This window comes from Stenotrophomonas sp. STEN030 (assembly GCF_056759995.1).
Genome location: NZ_JBRREB010000008.1, coordinates 24,436 through 48,560, shown reverse-complemented (window position 1 = coordinate 48,560; position 24,125 = coordinate 24,436). Strand labels below are relative to the sequence as shown.

Below are 24,125 nucleotides of genomic sequence, written 5' to 3'. Positions count from 1 at the left end.
GGCGCGGCCTCCCCCACATGCGAAAAGCCCGCCTTGCGGCGGGCTTTTGCTTACTTGGCTTCGATCACCTTGCTCGGCGCGTCTTCGCCGTGCTTCTTGATCATCCACCACTGCTGCAGCAGGCTCAGGCCACCGTTGACCACCCAGTACAACACCAGGCCGGACGGCATGAAGGCCATCATCACGCCGAATACCAACGGCATGAACTGCATCATCTTCTGCTGCATCGGGTCCATGCCCACAGCCGGGGTCAGCTTCTGGGTGAACCACATCACCGCGATGTTGATGATCGGCAGGATGAAGTACGGGTCACGCGCGGTCAGATCCTGGATCCAACCCAGCCACGGCGCCTGACGCAGTTCCACCGACTCCACCAGCACCCAGTACAGGGCGAAGAAGATCGGCATCTGGATCAGCAGCGGCAGGCAGCCACCCAGCGGATTGATCTTCTCCTTCTTGTACAGCTCCATCATTGCCGTCTGGAACTTCTGCTTGTCGTCGCCGTAGCGCTCTTTCAGCTGCGCGATACGCGGCTGGAACTTGCGCATCTTGGCCTGCGACTTGAACTGCGCATTGGCCAGCGGGAACAGCGCCATCTTCAACAGGATCACCAGGCCGATGATGGCCCAGCCCCAGTTGCCGACCAGCTTGTGCACCTGGTTCATCACCCAGAACAAGCCCTGGCCGATGATGGCCATGATCGAGAAGCGGCTGTAGTCGACCACGCGGTCCAGGCCCTTCACGTCTTCCTTGGCGATCTGGTTGACCAGCTTCGGGCCCACCCACAGGCGTGCCTCGGTGCTGACCTTCTGGCCCGGTGCCACGGTGAAGCCGGGGCCGCGGGTTTCGATCACGTTGCGCGGGCCGTTCTGTGACAGCAGGTACAGCGCGGACTGGTCAGCCTGCGGAATCCATGCGGTGAAGAAATGGTGCTGCAGCATCGCCACCCAGCCACCACTGATGGTCTGGTTGATCGGGCCGTCTTCCAGGTAGTCCTTGAACGCACGACGCTGGTAGCCATCAGCCGGGCTGAACCAGGTGGCGCCATTGAAGCTGAAGGAATCCGGGTTGGTCATGCCCTTGGTGATCACCGGCGGCACGCGGTCCAGCTTGCGGAACACATAGCCCTGCCACGGTGCGGCACCGGTGTTGACCACTTCGTCCTTCACGCTGATGGCGTAATCGCCACGCTTGAAGGTGTAGGTGCGGTGGATGCTGACGCCGTTCGGGCCGTTCCAGACGAACGGCACCTGCACTTCGTTCTGGCCATCAGCCAGGGCGACGGTGGTGACACCCTGCACTGGCTGGAAGCCGTTCGCGCCGGGCACCGGCGAGTTGTTCTGGCTGGCCCAACCGGCGGTGGCGCTGTAAGGATGCGCCTTGTCTTCGGTCAGCAGCTGCACCGGCGGGCTGCCGGCGGCCTTGGTCTGCGGGAAGTGCAGCAGATCGGCGTCGAGCACGCTGCGGCCGTCGAGCACCAGCTTCAGTACGTCGGTGGTGACGGTCACGCGCTGGGCGCTGGAAGCGGCTTCCATGCCCGGCGCGGCGGCGGCAACCGGCGGCTGGCCCGGCACGGTGGCCTGCGGCACGTCGGCGGTGGCCGGCGCATGCAGGTCCACGTCATTGGCACCCGGCACGGCCGGCTGGGTGGTGGCCACGGTTGCCGGATCCGGTGCGGCCTTTTCGCGACCCCATTCCATCCACAGCAGCACGGCTACCATCAGCCAGGCAAAAATCAGGAATACACGGGTCTGGTTCATCAGCAGGCAGGCTCGGCTCGACCGGAGGAAGTGTCCGGTACGTTCAAAGGAAGAGGGGCGGGTGCGCCCTCGTGCGGCGGCATTGTGCCGCCCGCAGCCACAACGGGCAATGCGCCGGAACGGCGCAGCAGGCGCTCGAACGCCTCACGGATCTGTTGATTACTGGCGGTCTTGGCCGCGGATCGGGCTACGATGACGTAATCGCCACCGCTCAGGCACGACCGTAGATGGCGTGTTGCATCCCGCAACACACGCTTGATACGGTTACGACCGACCGCACGCGTATCCACCTTGCGTGACACAGCCAAGCCGAGTCGAGCGGGGGTATCCCCTTTCAACCAGTGGAGTGTCATCAAGGGATCGGATACACGGCGGGCGCCGTTGAAGACCGTTGTATATTCGGCACGCGTACGAACCCGCGCAGAGCGAGGAAATCGCTTACGCGGGTAGGCACTGATCACGATCGGTGTTGCGATTGCCGCTTCACGCGGCAACGCAATCAAGCGCTGAGGACTTTGCGGCCCTTGGCGCGGCGACGCGACAGGATCTTGCGGCCGTCGGCGGTCTTCATACGAGCACGGAAACCGTGATCGCGCTTGCGCTTGAGGTTGCTGGGCTGGAACGTGCGCTTGGTGGCCATTGGGGCACCTGTATGAAGTGGACGGAAAGAACCGGAAATTCTATAGACCCTACCGGGGTCACGTCAAGTCTTGCTTGACAAAGCTATCCACAGGCCGGTGTACATCTTGTGGATGAGCCTGTGAATAAATCCGGGACAAGCATTCCCGCATCGGGCCTGCGGTGGTAGTCTGGGCCATCCACTTTCCCCCTTCCGGCCTGTGGCCCGGCGGCTTTCTGCGCCCGGCTGGCAAGCCTTTGACGACTATTTGCTGATGGATGCCTGGACACGTTGTCTCGAACGTCTGGAGGCGGAATTCCCGCCCGAAGATGTCCACACCTGGTTGAAGCCGCTGCAGGCCGACCAACGCGCTGACAGCCTTGTGCTGTACGCGCCAAATGCCTTTATCGTTGACCAAGTGCGCGAACGCTACCTGCCGCGCATCGGCGAACTGCTGACCCATTTCGCCGGTTTCGGCGAGGTGATCCTGGAAATCGGCTCGCGTCCGCGTGCGCCGGAACCGGCCCCCCTGGTCGCTCCGAGCGCCAGTTATGTGCCGGCCGCGCCGGTGGTGCCGTTCAACGGCAACCTCGACGCCCACTACACCTTCACCAATTTCGTCGAAGGCCGCAGCAACCAGCTGGGTTTGGCGGCGGCATTCCAGGCGGCGCAAAAGCCGGGTGATCGTGCGCATAACCCCTTGCTGCTGTACGGCGGCACCGGCCTGGGTAAAACCCACTTGATGCTGGCTGCTGGCAATGCCATGCGCCAGGCCAACCCGGCGGCAAAGGTGCTGTATCTACGTTCGGAACAGTTCTTCAGCGCGATGATCCGTGCGCTGCAGGAAAAGTCCATGGACCAGTTCAAGCGCCAGTTCCAGCAGGTCGATGCGCTGCTGATCGATGACATCCAGTTCTTCGCCGGCAAAGACCGCACCCAGGAAGAGTTTTTCCACACCTTCAACGCGTTGTTTGATGGCAAGCAGCAGATCATCCTGACCTGCGATCGCTATCCGCGCGAAGTGGAAGGCCTGGAAGCTCGCCTGAAGTCACGTCTGGCCTGGGGTTTGTCGGTAGCAATCGAACCGCCGGACTTTGAAACCCGTGCTGCGATCGTGCTGGCCAAGGCCCGCGAACGCGGCGCCGACATCCCGGACGACGTGGCGTTCCTGATTGCCAAGAAGATGCGCTCAAACGTGCGCGATCTGGAAGGTGCGCTCAATACGCTGACCGCCCGCGCCAATTTCACCGGCCGTGCGATCACCACCGAGTTTGCCCAGGAAACCCTGCGCGATCTGCTGCGTGCCCAGCAGCAGGCGATCAGCATTCCCAACATCCAGAAAACGGTTGCCGACTACTACGGCCTGCAGATCAAGGATCTGTTGTCCAAGCGGCGCACCCGTTCGCTGGCCCGTCCGCGTCAGGTCGCCATGGCGCTGACCAAGGAACTGACCGAACACAGCCTGCCGGAAATCGGCGATGCGTTTGCCGGCCGCGACCACACCACGGTGCTGCACGCCTGCCGGCAGATCCGCACGTTGATGGAAACCGACGGCAAGCTGCGCGAAGACTGGGAAAAGCTGATCCGCAAGCTCAGCGAGTAAGCCCCGGCGCTGCCCTGTGAAAACGCTCATCAATGAAGCGGGTGGGAAAACCATTGGGGCAGCAGGGTCTGGGCGGTAAGTGGAGCGAATGATGCACCGACGCCACTGCGGCGTCATCGCACAAAACGGTGCATGATTCGGGGGCAGGCTTGGGAGAAGTTGTGGATAAAATTGGTCGGCAAATCCGCGTCAAAATTATCCACAGGTTCACCCACCTGCTCAGCGTCAGTAATACATGGGTTTCAGCTTCAATAAAACATTTAAAAACAAACACTTAGGTGTGTTTTAAGCCAAATCTGGCTCTACCAGCACCACCAAGCTTTTGATTTAATCCACATCTTTTAAAAGCATAGGGGCACGAAACCACATGCGTTTCACACTGCAGCGCGAAGCCTTTCTCAAGCCGTTGGCCCAAGTCGTCAACGTGGTTGAACGCCGTCAGACCCTGCCGGTTCTGGCCAATTTCCTCGTCCAGGTTCAAGGTGGCCAGCTTTCGCTGACCGGCACCGACCTTGAAGTCGAAATGGTCTCCCGCATCGCGGTCGAAGATGCCCAGGACGGCGAAACCACGATCCCGGCGCGTAAGTTGTTCGAAATCATCCGTGCCCTGCCCGACGGCAGCCGCATCACGGTTTCGCAGACGGGCGACAAGATCACCGTCCAGGCAGGACGCAGCCGCTTCACCCTGGCAACCCTGCCGGCGAATGACTTCCCATCGGTTGACGAAGTTGAAGCCACCGAGCGTGTAGTCGTACCGGAAGCCGCGTTGAAGGAGCTGATCGAGCGCACTGCGTTCGCAATGGCGCAGCAGGACGTGCGCTATTACCTCAACGGCCTGCTGTTCGACCTGCGCGACAGCATCCTGCGCTGCGTCGCAACCGACGGCCACCGCCTGGCCCTGTGCGAAACCGCACTGGAAAACGATAACGGCGCAAAGCGTCAGATCATCGTGCCGCGCAAGGGCGTGACCGAGTTGCAGCGTCTGCTGGAAGGCGGCGAGCGCGAGGTTGAGCTGGAAGTCGGCCGTAGCCACGTACGCATGAAGCGCGACGATGTCACCTTCACCTCGAAGCTGATCGACGGCCGTTTCCCGGATTACGAAGCAGTGATTCCGATCGGCGCCGACCGCGAAGTGAAAGTTGAACGCGAAACCCTGCGTGCTTCGCTGCAGCGTGCGGCAATTCTCTCGAACGAGAAGTACCGCGGCGTTCGCGTCGAAGTTACCCCGGGCCAGCTGAAGATCAGCGCGCACAACCCGGAGCAGGAAGAGGCTCAGGAAGAAATCGAGGCCGATACGGTGGTCAGCGATCTGGCCATCGGCTTCAACGTGAACTACCTGCTCGATGCCCTGTCGGCACTGCGCGATGAGCACGTTGTCATCCAGCTGCGTGATTCCAACTCCTCGGCACTGGTGCGTGAAGCCAGCAGCGAGAAGTCACGTCACGTGGTGATGCCGCTGCGTCTCTGACCAGCAGGTTCCACGTGGAACACGAAGAAGCCCGGCTTAGCGCCGGGCTTTTTTGTGGCTTGGATTCTGGCTGAGGTTCCACGTGGAACAGCCAGGACGAAACCCTGGAAATCACTGATTTCCGGATGTTTGGCAGCCCTACCCGCCTGCTTCCCCCGATGGAGCAGCGAAGGGGCGCCAGATCTCCGGCGGAGACGAATCTCGCGGCTTCCTCCAGCTACTGTCGCCGGCAACCATTCCGACAGCAGAGTCGCCAAACCTGGTTCCAATTCATGCCGATCGGCCTCGCCGTTGCCTTCGAAGCACATCGAGATCCCTGCACTGGAATTCCTGTCTGATCCGATCGCTTCGGCGCTTACCGGAAGCCTTTGATCCACAGAACCTCTTCCCAGCCCTACCGCATCAGCGTCCATGTCCAGGCACGGTTTCGCTGATCCTTCGTGTTGGCTAACTAGGTTAGAGATCAGCAGCTCAACGTTCTCGGTGTTTCAGAGCGTCATGCCCGATAGGCAGAGCTAGGCGAGCAGCCAAATCAGCGCGATCCAGGAGCTGGGACCCTGGCCGGTCTCTCAGAATTTAAGAAATCAGCCCCATTCCGGAGCCGCTCCCAAGGGCTGCCGAGGCGGGCATGGCAACCGGCTCAGATCGACCTCGGATTTCTTGAAATCTGAAACCTGCAGCTGGATCCCAGTACCCAGAATTCAAAGATTCACAGCTCTGGCTTTTCGCCCTTTCTGGCTGCCGGTTTTCTCAGCTCTATGCTTTAAATTTGAGAATAAATCAAAAGCTTGGTGGTGATGGTAGGAGCAGATTTTATGTAAAACTACCTTAAGTAGTTGTTTTACATAACCTTATTGGTATTGAAACCCCCTGTAAAACTGGGCTTCAAGCCTGTGGATATCTGTGGATAAGGTAGAGGGGGCCTCTAAAGGTCAATCTTATCCACAGATTGCCCCACTTATGCACAGGGTTTGTACCCCGACCTATACATGGCCAGAAAACGATCGTGTTTTCGTGAAATCTGCAGCGCTGGTATCCACAGCACTGCTCAGATTTGAAGAAATAAGGCGATGTTCCACGTGGCACCCATCGGCCCCGGATCGTCGATAGCACTTTGCCGGCTCACCGGGCTGCTCGAACTTGGTGGATGCTTTAAGCTGCGCATGGCCAGCCACGGCCCCCGTGCTGGCGTCGTGCTTTCTTTCGAGCGTCAATGCATATCGTCCGTGTTGCCTTGAACCGCGTGCGTCGGTTCGATTCAGTGGAACTGGCTCCCCGCCCCGGCATAAACCTGATTACCGGCGCCAATGGCGCTGGCAAGACCAGCGTGCTCGAAGCCCTGCACCTGATGGCCTATGGCCGTAGCTTCCGAGGCCGTGTCCGCGATGGCCTGGTGCAGAAAGGCGCTGAGAATCTGGACGTTTTTGTCGAATGGCAGGAACGCAGCGACGCGGAACTGGGCGTTTCAACGCGTCGAGCAGGCCTGCGACACAGTGGGCAGGCCTGGAAAGGCCGTTTGGACGGCGAAGATGTGCCGCAGTTGGGAAATCTCTGCGCCGCATTGGCGGTTGTTACCTTCGAACCGGGCAGCCATGCCTTGGTCAGCGGTGGCAGCGAACCCCGTCGCCGCTTCATCGATTGGGGATTGTTCCACGTGGAACCTGACTTTCTTCCCCTGTGGCGGCGCTACACGCGAGCTTTGAAGCAGCGGAATGCCTTGTTGAAGATGGGCGCGCCCGGAAAACAGCTGGATGCCTGGGATTGGGAGCTAGCCGAAGCTGGCACTCCCCTCACCTCTCGCCGCCAACATTATCTGGAGCGGCTGCAGGATCGGGCGGTCGCAATTGCTGCGGATCTTGCCCCGGGCCTGCAATTAAGTGCCCTGGAACTGCAGCCGGGCTGGCGCCGGCATGAAATGTCGCTGGGCGATGCTTTGTTGCTGGCCCGTGAGCGTGACCGTAGCGCTGGCTATACCTCGGTGGGACCACATCGGGCCGACTGGAGTGTTGGTTTCACGCAGATTCCCGGCCGTGATGCGCTATCGCGCGGGCAAGCCAAGCTCACCGCACTGGCCTGCTTGTTGGGGCAGGCCGATGATTACGCCAGCCAACGCGGCGAATGGCCGGTAATCGCGCTGGATGATCTCGGTTCGGAGCTGGATCGTAATCACCAGCAGCGGGTGCTGCAGTACCTGTCGGCAACGCCTGCGCAGATCTTCATTACTGCAACGGAAACACCGGCTGCACTGGAAGCAGAACTGCAGCCGGCAGCTGTGTTCCACGTGGAACATGGCACCATCAATGCCGTGAGCTGAGCCTTCAGGGCGGAAATCCCCCCGGCAGGTATAATCGGAACGTCATCCCCTATCTCTCATGCCCGTTCCACGGAACGGCGCATGACCTGCGGAGCCTACGGCAAGCGCAATGAGCGAAGAACAGAACACCCCGGTCAACAACGGCAATTACGACGCCAACAGCATCACCGCATTGGAAGGCTTGGAGGCTGTTCGCAAGCGTCCCGGTATGTACATCGGCGACGTCCATGACGGCACTGGCCTGCACCACATGGTGTTCGAGGTTGTCGACAACTCCATCGACGAGGCCCTCGCCGGTCACGCCGACAACGTGCTGGTCACCATCCATGCCGATGGTTCGGTATCGGTGGCCGATAACGGCCGCGGTATTCCGGTCGGCAAGCATGCGCAGATGAGCCAGAAGCTCGATCGCGAAGTCTCCGCTGCCGAAGTGGTAATGACGGTCCTGCATGCCGGCGGCAAGTTCGACGACAACAGCTACAAGGTTTCTGGCGGCCTGCACGGCGTCGGCGTCAGTGTGGTCAACGCGCTGTCGCAGAAGCTGTTGCTGGATATCTACCAGGGCGGTTTCCACTATCAGCAGGAATACGCTGACGGTGCTGCGGTAACTCCGCTGAAGCAGATGGAAGCCAGTGATCGCCGCGGTACCGTGCTGCGCTTCTGGCCGTCGGTATTGGCATTCCACGACAACGTCGAATTCCATTACGAAATTCTGGCCCGTCGCCTGCGCGAGCTGTCGTTCCTGAATTCCGGTGTCAACATCACCCTGGTTGACGAGCGCGGCGAAGGCCGTCGCGACGATTACCGCTACGAAGGCGGTATCAAGAGCTTTGTGGAACATCTGGCGCAGGTGAAGACCCCGCTGCATCCGAATGTGATCGCGGTGACCGGCGAAGCTAATGGCATCGTGGTCGAAGTTGCGTTGCAGTGGACCGATTCCTACCAGGAAACGATGTACTGCTTCACCAACAACATTCCGCAGAAAGACGGCGGCACCCACCTTGCTGGCTTCCGTGCCGCGTTGACCCGTACGCTCAACAACTACATCGAGCAGAGCGGTATCGCCAAGCAGGCCAAGATCAGCTTCACCGGCGACGACATGCGCGAAGGCATGATCGCGGTGTTGTCGGTGAAGGTGCCGGACCCGAGCTTCTCCAGCCAGACCAAGGAAAAGCTGGTCAGTTCCGACGTCAAGCCGGCGGTGGAAAGCACCTTCGGCGCCAAGCTCGAAGAGTTCCTGCAGGAAAACCCAAACGAAGCCAAGGCCATTGCCGGCAAGATCGTCGATGCAGCCCGTGCCCGCGAAGCCGCACGCAAGGCCCGCGATCTGACCCGCCGCAAGGGCGCACTGGATATCGCCGGTCTGCCGGGCAAGCTGGCCGATTGCCAGGAAAAAGATCCGGCGCTGTCCGAACTGTTCATCGTCGAGGGTGACTCGGCAGGTGGCTCGGCCAAGCAGGGCCGCAACCGTAAAAACCAGGCGGTGCTGCCGCTGCGCGGCAAGATCCTCAACGTGGAACGTGCGCGTTTTGACCGCATGTTGGCGTCGGATCAGGTCGGCACGCTGATCACCGCGCTGGGCACCGGTATTGGCCGTGACGAGTACAACCCGGACAAGCTGCGTTACCACAAGATCATCATCATGACCGACGCCGACGTCGACGGCGCGCACATCCGTACGCTGCTGTTGACGTTCTTCTACCGTCAGATGCCGGAATTGATCGAGCGCGGTTACGTGTATATCGGCCTGCCGCCGCTGTACAAGATCAAGCAGGGCAAGACCGAGTTGTACCTGAAGGATGACCCGGCGCTGGATGCTTATCTGGCCAATAACGCCGTGGAGAATGCAGCACTGATTCCTGCTATCGGCGAACCGCCGATTGAAGGTGTTGCGCTGGAAAAGCTGCTGATGACCTACGCCGCGGCCCAGGAAACCATCAACCGTAACGCGCACCGTTATGACCGCAGTCTGCTGGAGGCGTTGGTCGATTTCACCCCGATGGACCTGGAGCATCTGCGCAGTGCCGGCGAAGGCGAAGGCCTGGATGCCTTGGCCAAGCGTCTGAACCAAGGCAGCTTGGGTACGCCGCGTTTCACCTTGGAGTTGCAGGAACCGAACGAGCAGCGTCCGGCTGCAGTGTTGGTTACCCGTCGTCACATGGGCGAGGAACACATCCAGGTGTTGCCGCTGTCTGCATTTGAATCCGGCGAACTGCGTCAGCTGCACATGGCATCGCAGTTGTTGCACGGGCTGGTGCGCGAAGGCGCCACCATCAACCGCGGCAACAAGTCTTCGGAAATCACCGGTTTCGCACAGGCCCAGGCCTGGTTGATGGAAGAGGCCAAGAAGGGCCGCATGATCCAGCGCTTCAAGGGCCTGGGTGAAATGAACCCGGAACAGCTCTGGGATACCACGGTCAATCCGGATACCCGCCGTTTGCTGCAGGTCCGCATCGAAGATGCGGTGGAAGCCGACCAGATCTTCAGCACCTTGATGGGCGATGTGGTGGAACCGCGTCGTGACTTCATCGAGAGCAATGCGCTGAAAGTCACCAACCTGGATATCTGATCCAGCGCAACCGCTAGTGTGGGCGCCGGCAACGGCGCCCACTTTCTATCCGAGCCACGCCCCAGGTCCGCGATGTCCACCCTTCCCAACGTACCGCTCTCCTCGTCTTCCCCGTCCGTGTCCAAACCAGGTTCGCCGGTGCTCGGCTTTGCCCTGGATCTGTTGATCGGCATTGCCACGCTGCTGTTTCTGAGTGTGCTGGGTGGTTTGGCCTGGGCGTTGTGGCGTGGTGTCGAGGTTGGCATGCAGGCTGCGCGCGATGGCGCAACTCCGGCAGCAGCAGAGCTGGCAACCGCATTGGGCGCGCCAGGTGCCTTGCCGCAGATGCTGATTGCACTGGTATCCACCGGCGGTGCGGCGCTGCTGCTGTACTTCCTGCGCCGTCGCGCCAGTCCGGCCGAACGTGCACAGTCGCATCAGGCCATACGCCGTGCGTCGACCTGGGGATGGATCGCACTCGTCGCCACCGGTGTTTTTCTGGGTAGCAGCGCTATTGGCTGGATTGCCAAGCAGATGGGTGTGGAGCCGGTGCCAACCAACCTGCTGCTGATGCAGCAGGCGTGGGCGCAATACCCCGTGTTCCTGATCGTGTTCGCGGTAGTGCTGGCACCTGCCTACGAAGAATTATTGTTCCGTCGCGTGCTGTTCGGGCGCCTGTGGGCCGCCAACCGTCCCTTGCTGGGCATCGTACTCAGCAGCATGGCGTTTGCACTGGTACATGAAATTCCTGGAACCAGCCCCAACAGCTTCCCGGCGATGCTGCAGCTGTGGTTGATTTACGGTGGCATGGGCGCGGCTTTTGCATGGGTTTATCGCAAGACCGGGACGTTATGGGCGGCGATAATTGCCCATGCGCTGAATAACGCGGTTGCCTTGGCAGCGATGGTGCTGTTCGGCACGCAATAAAGCTGCCGGCGATTGACGAAAAATTAAGCAAGACACTCGCACACTGCAGACGTGAACGAGGGGGATCCCGGATGAAAGCTGTTGGACTAGCCGTTGTTGCCGCGCTGTTGCTCAGCGCTTGCGCCACCACAACCTCCCCAACCGGGCGGCGCCAGGTCGTAGGCGGGGTTTCCCAGCAGCAGCTGGATCAACTCGGCGCGCAGGCCTTTGCGGAAACCAAGGCCAAGCAGACCCTCAACCGCGATGCCAAACAGAACGCCTACGTGCAATGCGTGGTCAACGCTTTGGTGGCGCAGTTGCCGCAGCAATACCATGGCGTACGGTGGGAAACTGCCGTGTTCGTCGACAAGGAACCCAACGCCTTCGCCCTGCCCGGCGGCAAGGTTGGCGTAAATACCGGCATCTTCACGGTGGCCAAGAATCAGGATCAGTTGGCTGCGGTGATCGGACATGAAATTGGCCACGTGATTTCACGTCATCACGAAGAGCGCCTGACCCGCCAGCAAGGCACCCAAGTCGGGCTGGGCATTCTGGGCGCGCTGGCTGGCGCAGCCTACGGCGACACTGCCGCCAGCGCGGTCAACCAGTTCGGCGGAATGGGCGCGCAAGGCCTGATCCTGCTGCCCGGTTCGCGCACCCAGGAAAGTGAGGCTGATGTAGTGGGACAAAGGCTGATGGCACAGGCCGGGTTTGACCCCTCACAAGCGGTGAATCTATGGCAGAACATGATGGCAGCCAGCGGAAATCGTTCCCCGCAGTGGCTTTCCACCCACCCAGACCCGGCCAATCGTATCCGTGAGTTGCAACGTGATACACCTGCGTTGGAGCCTGTATTTCAGCAGGCTAGGCGTTCCGGTGTAGTCCCACGCTGTGGTTAGTTGTAGGAAAATGCTGCAGTACACCATCAGAAGTGATTTCTCCGTCAAATAATTTCTGATACGTTTGCGTGCTCGGTCCCGTTCCGACAGTTTGAATTTCTACCGCCATGGCGGCCCCTTCGAGGTGAAACATGATCTTCCGCAGCCAAAAGCACGCCGTGCTCTCCATCCTCATCGCCACTGCATTGGGCGGTGTTGTCGTCGCTGACGCTGCGGCGCAGTCGCGCTCGTCCGAGCGTCGTGGCAACAAGGATAGTGCCAAGGCTGAAGTGCTGTACCCGGAAGCCACCCGCGTGGATCCCAAGGGCAAGGCCTCCTCGAAGATGGGCAGCAAGCTCAACAAGCTGTTCGCGGCTTACAACAAGCAGGAATTCGCGGAAACCCGCACCCTGGCCGACGAAATCCTCGCCTCGCCGGATGCCAACGATTACGACAAGGCCGTCGCCAACCAGCTGGCGTCGCAGGGTGCTTACAACCTTGACGACAACGCCGCTGCCAAGCAGTACCTGCAGCAGGCCATCGCGCTGAACCAGCTGGACAACAACGGCCACTTCCAGGCGATGTTGATGCTGGCCCAGCTGCAGCTGCAGGATGATCAGCTTGCGGAAGGCCTTGCCAACCTGGACAAATACTTTGCCGAGTCGAAGTCGAACAAGCCGGAAGAACTGATCGTCAAGGGTCAGGCGCTGTACCAGAGCGAAAAGTACGCCGAGGCCATCCCGGTGCTGAAGGCGGCCATCGCCGCCTCGCCCGAGCCTAAGGACACCTGGAACCAGTTGCTGATGGCCTCCTACTCCGAAGCCGGCCAGACCGGTGAGGCAATAAAGGAAGCCGAAGCATTGGCGGCCAAGAACCCGGCCGACAAGAAGGCTCAGCTCAACCTGGCCAACATGTACATGCAGGCCGACCAGATGGACAAGGCTGCCGCAGTGATGGACAAGCTGCGCGCTGCTGGACAGCTCACCGAAGAGCGCGACTACAAGCAGTTGTATTCGATCTACGCCAACACCGACAACAAGGAACGGGAAGTCATTGCGGTGATCAACGAGGGTATCTCCAAAGGCATCCTCAAGCCGGACTACCAGACCTATCTGGCGCTGGCGCAGTCGTACTACTACACCGAGCAGGTGCCGCAGGCGATCGAGGCCTGGAGGAACGCGGCCCCGCTGTCCAAGGACGGTGAAACGTACCTGAATCTGGCCCGTGTTTTGCATGCGGAAGGCCGTATCCCCGAAGCAAAGCAGGCCGCGCGTGACGCACTGGCAAAGGGCATCAAAAACCCAGCCGATGCAAACAAAATCATCAACCTGAAGTAAGCAGGAATAACGCCTGAACGGCTGCATTTTTGATGCGCAGCTGGTCAGGATTGGTATAAGCTTGGAGGTTCCTGCGGTGTCATGCACCGCTGAATCAGGGGTGGCTTCACACCACCACCCCGACCCCACTAAAGAGTTCTTGGCGCATGACGGAACAACTGGTCTTTCACCACAGGTATGACACCCAGAAAGAAACGGGCCTGAGCTGGCCGCGTATCGCGGGTATCGCATTTGTAATCGCACTGCATCTCGCAGCCCTGATGATGCTCCTGATTCCGGCCGTTGCCCCCAAGGCAGCTGCGGAGAAGGAACGCAACGTCATGGTGACGTTGGTCGACGCTCCGCCGCCGCCACCGCCGCCGCCGCCGCCGCCGCCGCCGCAGGACACCCCGCCGCCGCCGGTCAAGAACCTGGCGCCGCCGAAAACCACCGCAACGCCGCCGCCGCCGGAAGCACCGCCGATCGATGTGGCCGAACCGCGTCCGACCGACGTGGTCACGCCGCCGTCGCCGCCTGCTCCGCCGTCACCGCCGGTTGATATCCAGGCCAGCGTCGACATCTCGTCCAAGGCCATGAACCCGCCGCGTTACCCGCCGGCTGCATTCCGTGCCGGTATCCAGGGCGAGGTCATCCTGATCATTGATGTCGATGCCAGCGGCAACGTCACCAATGTGTCTGTCGAGAAGTCCAGCCGCAACCGCGACCTCGACCGAGCTGCAATGGAAGCGGCGCGTAAGTGGAAGTTCAACCCCGCCCAGAGCGGTGGATCGAAGGCAGCTGGTCGCGTCCGCGTCCCGGTCAACTTTGCGCTGAGCTGATCCATGGGGCGGCTTTGATAGCCGCCACCAGGTCAGGTCAACATTAGCTATACCCTTTAACACCACACACAACAAAGGTAAGCGTCATGCTGCAGGAAATTTTCATCGCCGCTGCTGCCGGGGGCAACGCAAACAACGCTCTCTCGCAGATGGGCTTCGAGCATCTGATCCACGAAATGACCACCAAGCCGGGCGACTTCGCCGTCTCCTGGGTTGTTCTGTTGACCCTGGTGATCATGTCGGCCATGTCCTGGTACTGGACCGTCATCAACATCTTCCGTACCGCTCGCCTGAAGTCGGCAGCTGATCGCGTGCCGTCGCAGTTCTGGGATGCCCCGAACGCACAGGACGCCATCCGCGCCATGGAAGAGCAGCCGGCTTCGGAGCCGTTCTCCAAGATCGCTCTGGACGCAGCCCAGGCTGCTGCCCACCACCAGCAGGCTGGTGCGTCGGAAACCCTGAGCCGTTCGGAATTCGTTGACCGCGCCCTGCGTCAGGCCGTGACCCGCGAATCCAACAAGTTGCAGGGCGGCATGATCCTGCTGGCCACCGTCGGTGCAACCGCTCCGTTCGTGGGTCTGCTGGGTACCGTGTGGGGCATCTACGGCGCGCTGATCAAGATCGGTGCAACCGGTTCGGCCTCGATCGACGCCGTTGCCGGCCCGGTGGGTGAAGCACTGATCATGACCGCCATCGGTCTGTTCGTGGCTATCCCGGCCGTGTTCGCCTTCAACTTCTTCAGCAAGATCAACAGCGCGACTGTCAGCAAGTTCGACACCTTCGCTCACGATCTGCACGACTTCTTCGCCACCGGTTCGCGCGTTCGCTAATCCGGTACGTCGAGTAAGTCTTCGCAACGATATAGACGGAGCCCGTTATGGCTTTCAGTAGTGGTAACAGCAGCGGCCCAATGGCCGAGATCAACGTCACTCCCCTCGTGGACGTGATGTTGGTGCTGCTGATCATCTTCATCATCACGGCTCCCCTGATGTCCCATAAGGTCAAGGTGGAGTTGCCGGAAGCCAACCTGATCCAGAACCCGGATACTGCGCCAGATCGCAAGAATCCGATTACGGTGGCGGTCAAGGAAGACGGCAAGCTCTACTGGAACGACGAAGAGGTCTCCAAGGAGACCTTGGAATCACGTTTCGCGACCGCTGCACAGCAGACCCCCCAGCCGCCGCTGAATCTGCGTGGTGACAAGACCACCAAGATGAAGGTGATCAACGAGGTCACCAAGATCGCGCAGGGTCAGGGCATGCTGGACGTCGGTTTTGTTGCCACCAAAGACAAACAGGGGCAATAAGGCATGGCATTCAGTAGTGGTGGAAACAAGGGCCCAATGGCCGACATCAACGTCACGCCCCTCGTGGACGTGATGCTGGTGCTGCTGATCATCTTCATCGTTACCGCGCCGATCATGACGTATCCGATCGCCGTGGATCTGCCGCAGCGGGTTATCAATCCGCCGCCGCAGCTGCGTGAGCCGCCGCCGCCGATCGACCTCCGCGTCGACGCCAGCAACCAGGTTTACTGGAACAACAGTCCGGTGAACGTGGGCGACCTGCAGCAGAAGATGGAAGAAGAAGTACAGAAGGATCCGACCAACCAGCCGGAACTTCGCATCGAAGCAAGCCCGGATTCGGAGTACGACGTCATGGCCAAGATTTTGGCCCAGGCGAAGAACGCTCAGATGAAGAAGATTGGCTTCGTGCAGTAAGCAATACTGCAATACCAAGTCATGACGCGACTGGAAAACGCCCTCCTTGTGGGGGCGTTTTTTTTGCGCTGCTGATTTGCCCGTGTGCACAGAGCATCAAGCGAGCAGATCAAGCCCCTCCCCCGTTTACTGGGTGATAGGGGCAGCTTGCAAACCATCGGTTTGCTGTCCGTCGAACACTTTGCGCCAGCGCAAGGGCTGCGGTGCGGGGGAAGGGTAGATCGGAGCCGGTGTAATGGCTGGACGGCTTTTTTCCCGAGGCTTTTTCCAAATCAGATGCAGAAACTCATGGATCTGTTGCCCAGCGCTGCGCGTATTCTTGCTTGGCGCTGATAAGTGCCCAAGGCAATCCAGCGCAGTTCTTCAACAGGGTTCTGGCAGTGGATAGTAGCTGGAGTCTTATCCACGGCAGTTGCTTATCCACAGCATCCTGTGGACAGCTTTGCGATATTGAAAGACTCAGGAAAAACCAGGATCAGCCTGTGGATTACTGTCGACGGATTCACGTGGCAACGCTTCGCCTCTGATTCCGCGGCAGCGTCGAGTACTGGCTTTGCTGTGGATATCTCAGACGAAACACGCGCTCTCCGCTCAGCTGAGCCCTCCCTACCCTTTGGCGCGGGTCATGTGGATAACTACTGTCGCTGATATCGATACCGCGCAACCATGACGCGCCAGGCGCTAGTTGCGTGGGCGTACCCACCGGCCAAAGACGTCTTCCAAGACGGCGGTACTACTGTGCTCAAACGAGGGTTCGCGAGTGCCAGTCGTGGTTGCTTTATCCGTATATAGACGAAAATAGGCCGATTAAGCGGTCTATTAAGCGATTTTATTCGGCAGTTCGAAACCGTGTTATGGGTCGCGGAAACCACCTATCAGCGCAGATGGATTGATCCAGCGACAACCAGCAGCGGCGCGCGCCAATAGAGGAAGGCCGCTACAACACGTAGTACCGCAGCAGCTCAAATGCAGATCCTGCCTGTGGATAAGCCCGTCGCCCGCAAGCACCCGTGGCCAACGAAGCAAGCCTTGAGCTGCTGGCGAACTACCGCAAATACCTTATCCACAACGCTGAGCGGTTCAGGCATATCCCTACGAAACGCTGTGGAAACGTATGTGGATAAGTGTGTGGATGTAATTTCACCGCCCTCTGCAAGAGCGGGTTCTGCGCGTTGCAGACGCTTTCGCCAGACGGGCCGGTGTAGCTGCTGGCCCATAAGCAGCGCGCGGCTGCTCTCAGCCACTGCGCTCGGGGGCGAGCCGTCGCCCGGCTTAACCTTGCAGGTTCTCAGCTTCGGCAATGGCTGCCAGATAGCCCGCCACGCTTGCTTCCAGCCCGGTATACAGGGCTTCGCTGATCAAGGCGTGGCCGATGGAGACTTCCAGCACGTTGGGGACGTGTGCCAGGAACGCAGCCAGATTGGCCTGTGACAGGTCATGGCCGGCGTTGACGCCCAAGCCTGCCGCCTGTGCACGGCGGGCGGCGTCGGCAAACAGCGCCAGCGACTGCCAAGGGTCCCCCGCCGCCTGCGCCTCGGCGTAGGGTCCTGTGTATAACTCGACGCGATCGGCACCGAGCACGGCTGCCTGGGCGATGTCGGGATTGCCGGCATCCACGAACAGACTGACCCGGCACCCATAGGACTTCAGTGTGGCGATCAACGGCCGCAGGCGCTCGCCATCACGGCCGAAGTCGAAACCGTGATCGGAGGTGAGCTGGCCATCGCTATCGGGTACCAGCGTGGCCTGGGCCGGGCGGGTCTGCTCGCACAGCTCAAGCAGGCCGGGGTAACCCTCGCGTGCCGGTGCGAACGGATTTCCTTCGATATTGAACTCCACCCCATGCTGCTGGGTGAGCGCAGACAGAAGCAGCACGTCAGCAGCGCGGATATGGCGCTGGTCCGGGCGCGGGTGCACGGTGATGCCATGCGCGCCCGCGCGCAGGCAGGTCATCGCCGCCCGCACCACATCTGGATCATTGCCTCCGCGCGAATTGCGCAGCACCGCAATCTTGTTGACGTTGACGCTGAGCACAGTCATGGCTGTGGCAGCTCGCGGTCGCCGGTAGCAGCCGAGGGACTTGCGGGCGTCTGCATAGTCGGAGTGACCGCTGCGGCAGCGGCAGGGTCAGCCTTGGGCTGCAGCTGCGCGCGCAGCGCCTGCAGTTCAGCCGCATGCAGCGGACGTGGTACTGAGCTCACGCCACCAAAGCGGGCCACGTACAGTCCCTTCACCCACAGCAGCAGAAACACCAACGCAGCCAACAGGGCCAGCACCAGCAGCCAGCTGTGAGTGGTCGAGATGGCAAGCAGGAACGCGCCAAGCGCGAGCAATAGAAACAGCCAGTACATGACGATCTCCCTATCAGAGGCGTGCAGTGTAACGGCGCTGGTAGCGCCGATTCCATGCATGGGCAGGGGTTTGTGCGCTGTACCAGACGACCGGTAGGTTCAGCGAAACAAGCGGACTTTGTTCTGGGCACCGCGGTCGGAATCAAACCATTGCGGACCGCTGGCCTGCCGCCCCCTGCCCTATAGCAGCGGTGAAGCCAGCCGCGCGAACGCTTCCGGCAGTCGCTTGCGCCACAGCGAGCGGTCGCGAACAAGCTGCACCTCCTCGGCGCTGTCAAACTCAGCCCGCAGGATGGCTTCCAGTTCACCGGTGAGCTTGTGGTCGGTGTACATCATCGACAACTCGAAATTGAGCCGGAAGCTGCGGTGATCGAAGTTGGCGGTGCCGACGATGCAGGTGTCCTCATCGGCGATGAAGGCCTTGCTGTGCAGCATGCGCGGGCCGTACTCGAAGATGCGCACGCCGGCCTCCAGCAGCTCATCGAAATAGGAGCGCGCGGCCAGGGTCACGAATCTGGAATCGCTTTGTTTCGGAACCATCAGGCGCACATCCAGGCCACCGAGAGCGGCCGAGGTCAGCGCCATGCGCGCGGCCTCGCCAGGCACGAAATACGGCGTCACCAGCCAGACCCGGCGCTTGGCCTCCTGGATGGCGGCCACATGCAGGCGATGAATCGGCTCCCAGGCCGAATCCGGGCCGGACACCAGCACTTGTGCATCGATGCTGCCCTGCGCGCGGCTTGGCACTTCGGCGGGGAACAGATCCTCGCGCTCGAACAGCTCCGGGCCCTGCTCGGTTGCATAGATCCAGTCTTCCAGGAACACCAACTGCAGGCTGTGGACAACTTGCCCGCGGATGCGCATATGCAGGTCGCGGTAGGCATTTGGATTGCGGCTGTCGTCTTCCTCGTCGGTGACGTTGATGCCGCCGGTGAAGGCCATCTCGCCATCGACCACCACCAGCTTGCGGTGGGTGCGCATGTTCAGCCACGGCCGCTTCAGCGGCTTGAGCAGCTGGCGCGGGTGGAACCAGGACACTTCGGCGCCGGCTTCGAGCAGTGGTCGCAGGAACTTCCTGCCGACTTTCGACGAACCCACCGCATCCAGCAGCAACCGGACCTTGATGCCGGCGCGGGCGCGTTCCACCAGCGCATCGCGCATGGCGGTGCCGGCGTGGTCCGGCTCGAAGATGTAGTACTCCAGATTGACGTGACGGCGCGCCTTGCCGATCGCGTCGATGATGGCGGCATAGGTCGCCGCCCCATCCAGCAACCAGTCGACATCGGTGGCGGTGCTCGGCGACAGCCCAGTGGTGGCCTGCCCTACCCGCGCCAGCTCGGTGCAATTGGCATCGGGCGGACACACCGCATCATAGGTGCTCATGCCTTCGCGCGAACGGCCACGACGCAGGCGCTGGCGCACGATCTTCTGCGGCCCGAACAGGTAGAACACGAACAGACCGATATACGGCAGCGCTGCCAGCGACAGGATCCAGCTCAGCGTGGCGACCGGCTCGCGCTTTTGCAGCACGATGTAGCAGGCCAGCACCAGCAGATAACTGATGTAGGCGACGGCCAGGATCTGGGCGACGTGGGGAATGCTGGACAGACTTGTCCACAGGTCTTGGAGGGCTTCGCGCATTCGCCGATTCTAGCCATCGCCGATGACGGCAGGGGCCGCCTGTTTTTGTGGGAGCGGTGTCAGCCGCGAAGCCACTGCTGGATCCGGCGGCGAAAGCGCTCGGCGGCCATGGAATCGGGTATGCGCTTTGCGCGGCGGGATTGTCAGTTTCGCGGCTTACGCCGTTCCCACAAAGGCGAGCTTCAGTTTGTGCATTGCATCATTTAATACATAAATGTAATATACCGGGATGGACAAACCCATCCCCGCCGCCGGCGGCTACGCCAGCATCGACCAGAAGCTGGCGATCAGCAGCGCCCGCCACCCCGGTTTCCCGCGCGACCAGGCCATGCTGGCGCGGCTGATCAAGCTGGTGCACAAGCTGTTCTGCGACCACGGCAACCAGCTGATGCGTGACTACGGAATCTCCCATCCGGAGTACAACGTACTGATGATGCTGGACGGCTCCGAGCAGGGCCTGAGCCCGTCGGAGATCAGCGAGGCCGCCAGCGAGAAGTCCTCCAACGTCACCCGCCTGATCGACCAGTTGCTGGCCAAGCAGCTGGTCAGCCGTGAAGCCAGCGCCGAGGACCGGCGCAAGTTGGTGGTGCGTTTGAGCCCGGCCGGCGAGCAGCTGATCGAGCAGGTGATGCCGGCGGTGATCAAGCAGCTGCAACACTTCTTCAGCGGCGTCGAGCCGGCGGAACTGCGCCACACCGAAACCGTGCTGACCCGCATCCTGATGGGCCTGGAACAACAGCCATGAGTACCCGACCGGCTGAGTACGCGCCGGGCGCGCAGCAGTCCCCTGGTACCAAGTCCGCCAACCCCTGGCTACACACTTTCGCCCAGGCCATGAGCGGCGAACGCGCGGTGTGGGCCTACATCGGCAAGGTGCTGGTGGCCTTGTACTTGTCCGGCTGGATCGCGATGCGGCTGGGCATGAGCTCGCCCGGCACCGCGATGATCACCGTGCTGGTGGTGATGAACCGCAACACCGGCATGGTGCTGGCCAAAGCGTTCTATCGCGGCGTCGGCACTGTGGTGGGCTGCGCGATGGCGGTGCTGATGGTGTCGCTGTTCCCACAAAGCCCGGTCGCCTTGGTGACGGTGATGGCGCTATGGGCCGGTTTCTGTGCCGGCGGCTCAGTATGGAGCCGTGGCATGGCCTCGTACGGTTTCGTGCTGTCCGGCTACACCGTGGCGATGATCGTGTTCCCGGTGCTCAACCACCCGCAGAACATCCTCAACAGCGCGCTGGAGCGCACCGGTGAAGTGCTGCTCGGCATGGCGGTGACCAGCGTGGTGTTCGACGTGCTGTGGCCCAACCGCTTGCGTGCCGGCCTGCGCGCGGCCGATGACGGCAACCTCAATGACTTCCTGGGCTTTGTCGCCGATGCGATCGGCGGCCGCCTGCACGGCTTTGAAGTGATCGAGCGCACCCAGAGCCGGGTGGTGCAAGGCGCGATCAACTTCGAGGACCTGCGGGCCACGGCCTACTTCGACGACCCGATCCTGCGCAGCAACAACGGCCAGCTGAAGCTGATCAACCAGCATTTCATGGCGGCCACCTCGCGCTTCCAAGCGCTGCACCACCATATCGATCGCCTGCATCGCAGCAAGGACGAAGCCCTGGTCGCGGCGATACGGGCAAGCCTGAAGCCACTGTCGCAGCTGCTGGACGACAGCACGCTGCGTGATGACGTCCCTGCCCTGGCCAAAGCATTGCGGTACTGGTGCGAGCAACTTGATGGCGTGTTCGCCCGCGAACGCCGTGCGCTGCCGGAGGCGCAGCGGGCGGGCTTTGATGCCAGTGCATTGTTGGTGCGTCGTTTCGCCGAAGAGCTGCAGGCCTATCTCGGCGCCAAGGCGCGGATGGAAACCGGCACCGGCCGCCTGCGTGCCCGTGCGCCGCGCTTGAGCAAGGTGCGCTTTACCCGCGCCAATGACTGGTATGCGATTGCCTTGGCCGCGGTGCGCTGCTTCGTGGTGATGCTGGCCCTGTCGCTGCTGTGGTTGAGCAGTAGCTGGAACCAGGGTGGTCTGGCGGTATTCGGCATGGCCGCGCTGGTGGCGATGTCCTCGGCCGCGCCGGATCCATTGTGGGTAGTGCGTCGGGCCACTATTGGCCACGTCATAGCGCCATTCTTCGCGGTACCCGGCTTCATCGCCATGGCTTTGGGATCGGACTTCCCGATGCTGGTTCTGCTGACCCTGCCGTCGATGATCGCTTCGCTGTACATCTCCACCCGGCCGCGCTTCGCGGTGACCGGTTTGGCGTTGAACGTCGGCATCCTGGTCTCGTGGAACATGGGCCCGCATTTCCATCCCAGCGCGCAGACCTATCTGGACAACTCGTTGACGCTGGCCGTCGGCGCCTTCATCGCAACCGGCGTGTTCATGCTGGTGCCGGGCCTGCCCGGCAGCAAGCAACGCCAGCGGCGCCTGCTGGAGCGCCTGCGTGCGCAGGTGCAGCTGGCGGTAAGCGCGCCGCTGCCCGGGTTGCTGCCGAAGTTTGAAAGCGTCAGCCGCGAACTGTTCCAACAGGTAGCCAGCCGCACCGCGCCGGGCAGCCGGCCGTCACGGCAGTTGTTCGAGTGGGCCTTGCTGGTGCACGAAGCCGGCCATTGCGCGATCGATCTGCGCCATGACCTTGCCGAGCAACAGCTGCCAGCCACGCTGCACGCACAGATCGAACAGGCGCTGGCACTGCTCGGGCAGCTTTACCGCGAACCGCAGGCCCGCACCCTGCGCGATGCCAAGGCCAGCGTGCAGGCCGCGCTGAGTGAGCTGACCGGCCCGCAACCGCAGGCGCTGCGCGCCGTGCGCGATCACCTTTACCTGCTGCAGATGAGCTTGGACGACAGCGCCTCGGTGCTGGCCGCCTATGTGCAGCGCTCCCGCCGCCAGCAACGCCTGAAGGAGGCCCGCCATGCCGTTTGAAGTATCCATCGGCGATATCTATTTCCCCGGCTCGCTGGTGCTGGTGGTGCTGTTGCTGCCGGTGTTCGGCCTGCTGGATTACGGACTGGGCCGGGTTGGCCTGTACCGCCACGCGCTGCACCCCTCGCTGGTGCGCGTCGCCTTGTTCGCCAGCATCTATTGCACGGCCTTGTTGTTGTTCCTGCCGCACTTTTCTGATTGAGGATGTACCGATGAAAACCGCCAGCCTGATACGAGGCGGTGTCACTACAGTGGTAGTGCTGCTGGCCGCAGTGCTTGCCTATGTGGTCTGGCACCAATACATGCTTAGCCCTTGGACGCGCGATGCGCGCCTGCGTGCCGAGGTGGTGCGCATTGCGCCGGATGTGTCCGGCCTGGTCACCGAAGTGGCCGTGCACGACAACCAGCTGGTCAAGCAAGGCGAGCTGCTGTTCGTCATCGACCGCGACCGCTATGCACTGGCGGTAGCCAAGGCCGAAGCCGATCTGCAGGCCGCCGAAGCCGCTGCGCGCGCTGCCGGCGCCTCGATCTCGGCGGCAAGTGCCGGTGCCAGCGCCAGCCAGGCCGAGTTTCATATGCGCCAGGAGCAGGCCCAGCGTCGCGCCCAGCTCGACGGTATCGTCTCGCGCGAATCGCAGGCCGATGCCCGCGCCGTGGCGCAAGCCGCACAGGCCAGCTGGAAGCAGGCACAGGCCAGCGCGCATGCCGCCAGCGCCGGCAGTCAGCAGGCCAGCGCCGCCCTGCAACAGGCGCGCGTCATCCTGCAGCAGGCCCAGCTGGAGCTGGCACGCACCGAAGTACGTGCCAGCGCCGATGGCACCATCACCAACCTGGACGTACGTGTGGGCGACTACGCCGCCGCCGGCCAGGCGCGAATGGCGCTGGTCGCCAGCGAAGGCATGTGGGTCTATGGCTACTTCGAGGAAACCAAGCTGCCCAAGATCCATCGCGGCGATGCTGTGGATATCCGCCTGATGGCCGGTGGCCTACACCTGCAGGGCAAGGTCGAAGGCATCGCTACCGGTATTGCCGATGCAGCCGGCCCGACCAGCAGCAACCTGCTGGCCGAGGTCGAACCCACCTTCAACTGGGTGCGGCTGGCACAGCGCGTGCCGGTGCGGGTCAGCATCGATCCGCAGTCGGTACCGGCCGATGCCGTGCTCAGCGCCGGGATGAGCGCCACCTTGGTGATCAAGCCCAAGGCCGGCTGAAGCAGGCGTCAGGTGAATACGGCTTGTCG

21 protein-coding genes are annotated in these 24,125 nt (G+C 61.6%); 15 read left to right on the top strand and 6 right to left on the bottom strand.

What is annotated here, in order from left to right; genetic code table 11:
• Positions 1–50: 50 nt before the first annotated feature.
• Genes yidC through rpmH form a run of 3 tightly spaced genes read right to left on the bottom strand, consistent with a single transcriptional unit; the run spans position 51 to position 2,400 of the window.
• A complete protein-coding gene (gene yidC / locus ACVOLR_RS04190) occupies positions 51–1,760 on the bottom strand; it encodes a membrane protein insertase YidC (RefSeq protein WP_481535323.1) in 1,710 nt (569 codons plus the stop codon).
• Complete coding sequence (gene rnpA / locus ACVOLR_RS04185; protein WP_481515457.1) at positions 1,760–2,263, bottom strand: ribonuclease P protein component; 504 nt, start codon at positions 2,261–2,263, stop codon at positions 1,760–1,762. Before rnpA ends, yidC begins: the two co-directional genes overlap by 1 nt.
• The gene (gene rpmH / locus ACVOLR_RS04180; RefSeq protein WP_006404565.1) at positions 2,260–2,400 is read right to left on the bottom strand and encodes a 50S ribosomal protein L34; all 141 of its coding nucleotides are present in this window, start codon (positions 2,398–2,400) and stop codon (positions 2,260–2,262) included. The genes rnpA and rpmH overlap by 4 nt, the downstream gene beginning before the upstream one ends.
• A gap of 253 nt (positions 2,401–2,653) precedes the next feature.
• Here rpmH and dnaA point away from each other — a divergent pair, with 253 nt between their 5' ends.
• The 11 genes from dnaA to ACVOLR_RS04125 all read left to right on the top strand — a co-directional run bounded on the left by dnaA (position 2,654) and on the right by ACVOLR_RS04125 (position 15,971).
• A complete protein-coding gene (gene dnaA / locus ACVOLR_RS04175; protein ID WP_481531792.1) occupies positions 2,654–3,982 on the top strand; it encodes a chromosomal replication initiator protein DnaA in 1,329 nt (442 codons plus the stop codon).
• Positions 3,983–4,349: 367 nt separating this feature from the next.
• On the top strand, positions 4,350–5,450 hold the full coding sequence (gene dnaN / locus ACVOLR_RS04170; protein WP_057629944.1) for a DNA polymerase III subunit beta: 1,101 nt from the start codon (positions 4,350–4,352) through the stop codon (positions 5,448–5,450).
• Between the two features lie 1,213 nt (positions 5,451–6,663).
• Positions 6,664–7,764 carry a DNA replication/repair protein RecF gene (gene recF, locus ACVOLR_RS04165; RefSeq protein WP_481535322.1) on the top strand — a complete coding sequence of 367 codons (1,101 nt, stop codon included), beginning with the start codon at positions 6,664–6,666 and terminating at the stop codon, positions 7,762–7,764.
• 109 nt (positions 7,765–7,873) lie between these two features.
• Positions 7,874–10,333, top strand: coding sequence for a DNA topoisomerase (ATP-hydrolyzing) subunit B (gene gyrB, locus ACVOLR_RS04160; protein ID WP_481535321.1), 2,460 nt, complete (start codon positions 7,874–7,876; stop codon positions 10,331–10,333).
• 72 nt (positions 10,334–10,405) lie between these two features.
• A complete protein-coding gene (locus tag ACVOLR_RS04155) occupies positions 10,406–11,239 on the top strand; it encodes a CPBP family intramembrane glutamic endopeptidase (RefSeq protein ID WP_481535320.1) in 834 nt (277 codons plus the stop codon).
• A 71-nt stretch (positions 11,240–11,310) separates the two neighbouring features.
• Positions 11,311–12,117: a M48 family metallopeptidase gene (locus ACVOLR_RS04150; RefSeq protein ID WP_481535319.1), complete on the top strand. Its 807-nt coding sequence runs from the start codon at positions 11,311–11,313 to the stop codon at positions 12,115–12,117.
• A 131-nt stretch (positions 12,118–12,248) separates the two neighbouring features.
• On the top strand, positions 12,249–13,433 hold the full coding sequence (locus ACVOLR_RS04145) for a tetratricopeptide repeat protein (protein ID WP_481535318.1): 1,185 nt from the start codon (positions 12,249–12,251) through the stop codon (positions 13,431–13,433).
• Positions 13,434–13,579: 146 nt separating this feature from the next.
• Positions 13,580–14,251 carry an energy transducer TonB gene (locus tag ACVOLR_RS04140; RefSeq protein ID WP_481513398.1) on the top strand — a complete coding sequence of 224 codons (672 nt, stop codon included), beginning with the start codon at positions 13,580–13,582 and terminating at the stop codon, positions 14,249–14,251.
• Positions 14,252–14,337: 86 nt separating this feature from the next.
• Positions 14,338–15,081 (top strand): TonB-system energizer ExbB, encoded by a 744-nt coding sequence (exbB, locus tag ACVOLR_RS04135; RefSeq protein WP_057629874.1) that lies wholly within the window; start codon positions 14,338–14,340, stop codon positions 15,079–15,081.
• Positions 15,082–15,128: 47 nt separating this feature from the next.
• A complete protein-coding gene (locus tag ACVOLR_RS04130; protein WP_346497388.1) occupies positions 15,129–15,557 on the top strand; it encodes an ExbD/TolR family protein in 429 nt (142 codons plus the stop codon).
• Positions 15,558–15,560: 3 nt separating this feature from the next.
• Positions 15,561–15,971: an ExbD/TolR family protein gene (locus ACVOLR_RS04125; RefSeq protein WP_057636105.1), complete on the top strand. Its 411-nt coding sequence runs from the start codon at positions 15,561–15,563 to the stop codon at positions 15,969–15,971.
• Between the two features lie 1,272 nt (positions 15,972–17,243).
• Here the strand turns inward: ACVOLR_RS04125 and ACVOLR_RS04120 are convergent.
• From ACVOLR_RS04120 to cls, 3 genes are all read right to left on the bottom strand, one after another.
• Positions 17,244–18,011 (bottom strand): pyridoxine 5'-phosphate synthase, encoded by a 768-nt coding sequence (locus tag ACVOLR_RS04120; RefSeq protein ID WP_481535317.1) that lies wholly within the window; start codon positions 18,009–18,011, stop codon positions 17,244–17,246.
• Entirely contained in the window at positions 18,008–18,322 is a 315-nt protein-coding gene (locus ACVOLR_RS04115; RefSeq protein ID WP_481535316.1) for a hypothetical protein, read from the bottom strand. The genes ACVOLR_RS04120 and ACVOLR_RS04115 overlap by 4 nt, the downstream gene beginning before the upstream one ends.
• Positions 18,323–18,502: 180 nt before the next feature.
• Positions 18,503–19,963: a cardiolipin synthase gene (cls, locus tag ACVOLR_RS04110; RefSeq protein ID WP_481535315.1), complete on the bottom strand. Its 1,461-nt coding sequence runs from the start codon at positions 19,961–19,963 to the stop codon at positions 18,503–18,505.
• Positions 19,964–20,192: 229 nt separating this feature from the next.
• Here cls and ACVOLR_RS04105 point away from each other — a divergent pair, with 229 nt between their 5' ends.
• From ACVOLR_RS04105 to ACVOLR_RS04090, 4 genes are read left to right on the top strand one after another with little or no spacing between them, the layout of a single operon-like run.
• Positions 20,193–20,708 (top strand): MarR family winged helix-turn-helix transcriptional regulator, encoded by a 516-nt coding sequence (locus tag ACVOLR_RS04105; protein ID WP_481535314.1) that lies wholly within the window; start codon positions 20,193–20,195, stop codon positions 20,706–20,708.
• Entirely contained in the window at positions 20,705–22,885 is a 2,181-nt protein-coding gene (locus ACVOLR_RS04100) for an FUSC family protein (protein WP_481535313.1), read from the top strand. Before ACVOLR_RS04105 ends, ACVOLR_RS04100 begins: the two co-directional genes overlap by 4 nt.
• Positions 22,875–23,087 carry a DUF1656 domain-containing protein gene (locus tag ACVOLR_RS04095; protein WP_481535312.1) on the top strand — a complete coding sequence of 71 codons (213 nt, stop codon included), beginning with the start codon at positions 22,875–22,877 and terminating at the stop codon, positions 23,085–23,087. The genes ACVOLR_RS04100 and ACVOLR_RS04095 overlap by 11 nt, the downstream gene beginning before the upstream one ends.
• 10 nt (positions 23,088–23,097) lie before the next feature.
• Positions 23,098–24,096, top strand: coding sequence for an HlyD family secretion protein (locus ACVOLR_RS04090; protein ID WP_481535311.1), 999 nt, complete (start codon positions 23,098–23,100; stop codon positions 24,094–24,096).
• The last annotated feature ends 29 nt before the right edge of the window (positions 24,097–24,125 follow it).

Bases quoted from the DNA above. Each gene is read 5' to 3' on its own strand.
- ACVOLR_RS04145 (WP_481535318.1), top strand. From the start codon at position 12,249: ATGATCTTCCGCAGCCAAAAGCACGCCGTGCTCTCCATCCTCATCGCC.
- recF (WP_481535322.1), top strand. From the start codon at position 6,664: ATGCATATCGTCCGTGTTGCCTTGAACCGCGTGCGTCGGTTCGATTCA.
- ACVOLR_RS04140 (WP_481513398.1), top strand. From the start codon at position 13,580: ATGACGGAACAACTGGTCTTTCACCACAGGTATGACACCCAGAAAGAA.
- ACVOLR_RS04155 (WP_481535320.1), top strand. From the start codon at position 10,406: ATGTCCACCCTTCCCAACGTACCGCTCTCCTCGTCTTCCCCGTCCGTG.
- ACVOLR_RS04115 (WP_481535316.1), bottom strand. From the start codon at position 18,322: ATGTACTGGCTGTTTCTATTGCTCGCGCTTGGCGCGTTCCTGCTTGCC.
- ACVOLR_RS04095 (WP_481535312.1), top strand. From the start codon at position 22,875: ATGCCGTTTGAAGTATCCATCGGCGATATCTATTTCCCCGGCTCGCTG.
- ACVOLR_RS04150 (WP_481535319.1), top strand. From the start codon at position 11,311: ATGAAAGCTGTTGGACTAGCCGTTGTTGCCGCGCTGTTGCTCAGCGCT.
- ACVOLR_RS04125 (WP_057636105.1), top strand. From the start codon at position 15,561: ATGGCATTCAGTAGTGGTGGAAACAAGGGCCCAATGGCCGACATCAAC.
- ACVOLR_RS04100 (WP_481535313.1), top strand. From the start codon at position 20,705: ATGAGTACCCGACCGGCTGAGTACGCGCCGGGCGCGCAGCAGTCCCCT.
- dnaN (WP_057629944.1), top strand. From the start codon at position 4,350: ATGCGTTTCACACTGCAGCGCGAAGCCTTTCTCAAGCCGTTGGCCCAA.
- exbB (WP_057629874.1), top strand. From the start codon at position 14,338: ATGCTGCAGGAAATTTTCATCGCCGCTGCTGCCGGGGGCAACGCAAAC.
- ACVOLR_RS04120 (WP_481535317.1), bottom strand. From the start codon at position 18,011: ATGACTGTGCTCAGCGTCAACGTCAACAAGATTGCGGTGCTGCGCAAT.
- dnaA (WP_481531792.1), top strand. From the start codon at position 2,654: ATGGATGCCTGGACACGTTGTCTCGAACGTCTGGAGGCGGAATTCCCG.
- rpmH (WP_006404565.1), bottom strand. From the start codon at position 2,400: ATGGCCACCAAGCGCACGTTCCAGCCCAGCAACCTCAAGCGCAAGCGC.
- ACVOLR_RS04130 (WP_346497388.1), top strand. From the start codon at position 15,129: ATGGCTTTCAGTAGTGGTAACAGCAGCGGCCCAATGGCCGAGATCAAC.
- yidC (WP_481535323.1), bottom strand. From the start codon at position 1,760: ATGAACCAGACCCGTGTATTCCTGATTTTTGCCTGGCTGATGGTAGCC.
- ACVOLR_RS04090 (WP_481535311.1), top strand. From the start codon at position 23,098: ATGAAAACCGCCAGCCTGATACGAGGCGGTGTCACTACAGTGGTAGTG.
- gyrB (WP_481535321.1), top strand. From the start codon at position 7,874: ATGAGCGAAGAACAGAACACCCCGGTCAACAACGGCAATTACGACGCC.
- ACVOLR_RS04105 (WP_481535314.1), top strand. From the start codon at position 20,193: ATGGACAAACCCATCCCCGCCGCCGGCGGCTACGCCAGCATCGACCAG.
- cls (WP_481535315.1), bottom strand. From the start codon at position 19,963: ATGCGCGAAGCCCTCCAAGACCTGTGGACAAGTCTGTCCAGCATTCCC.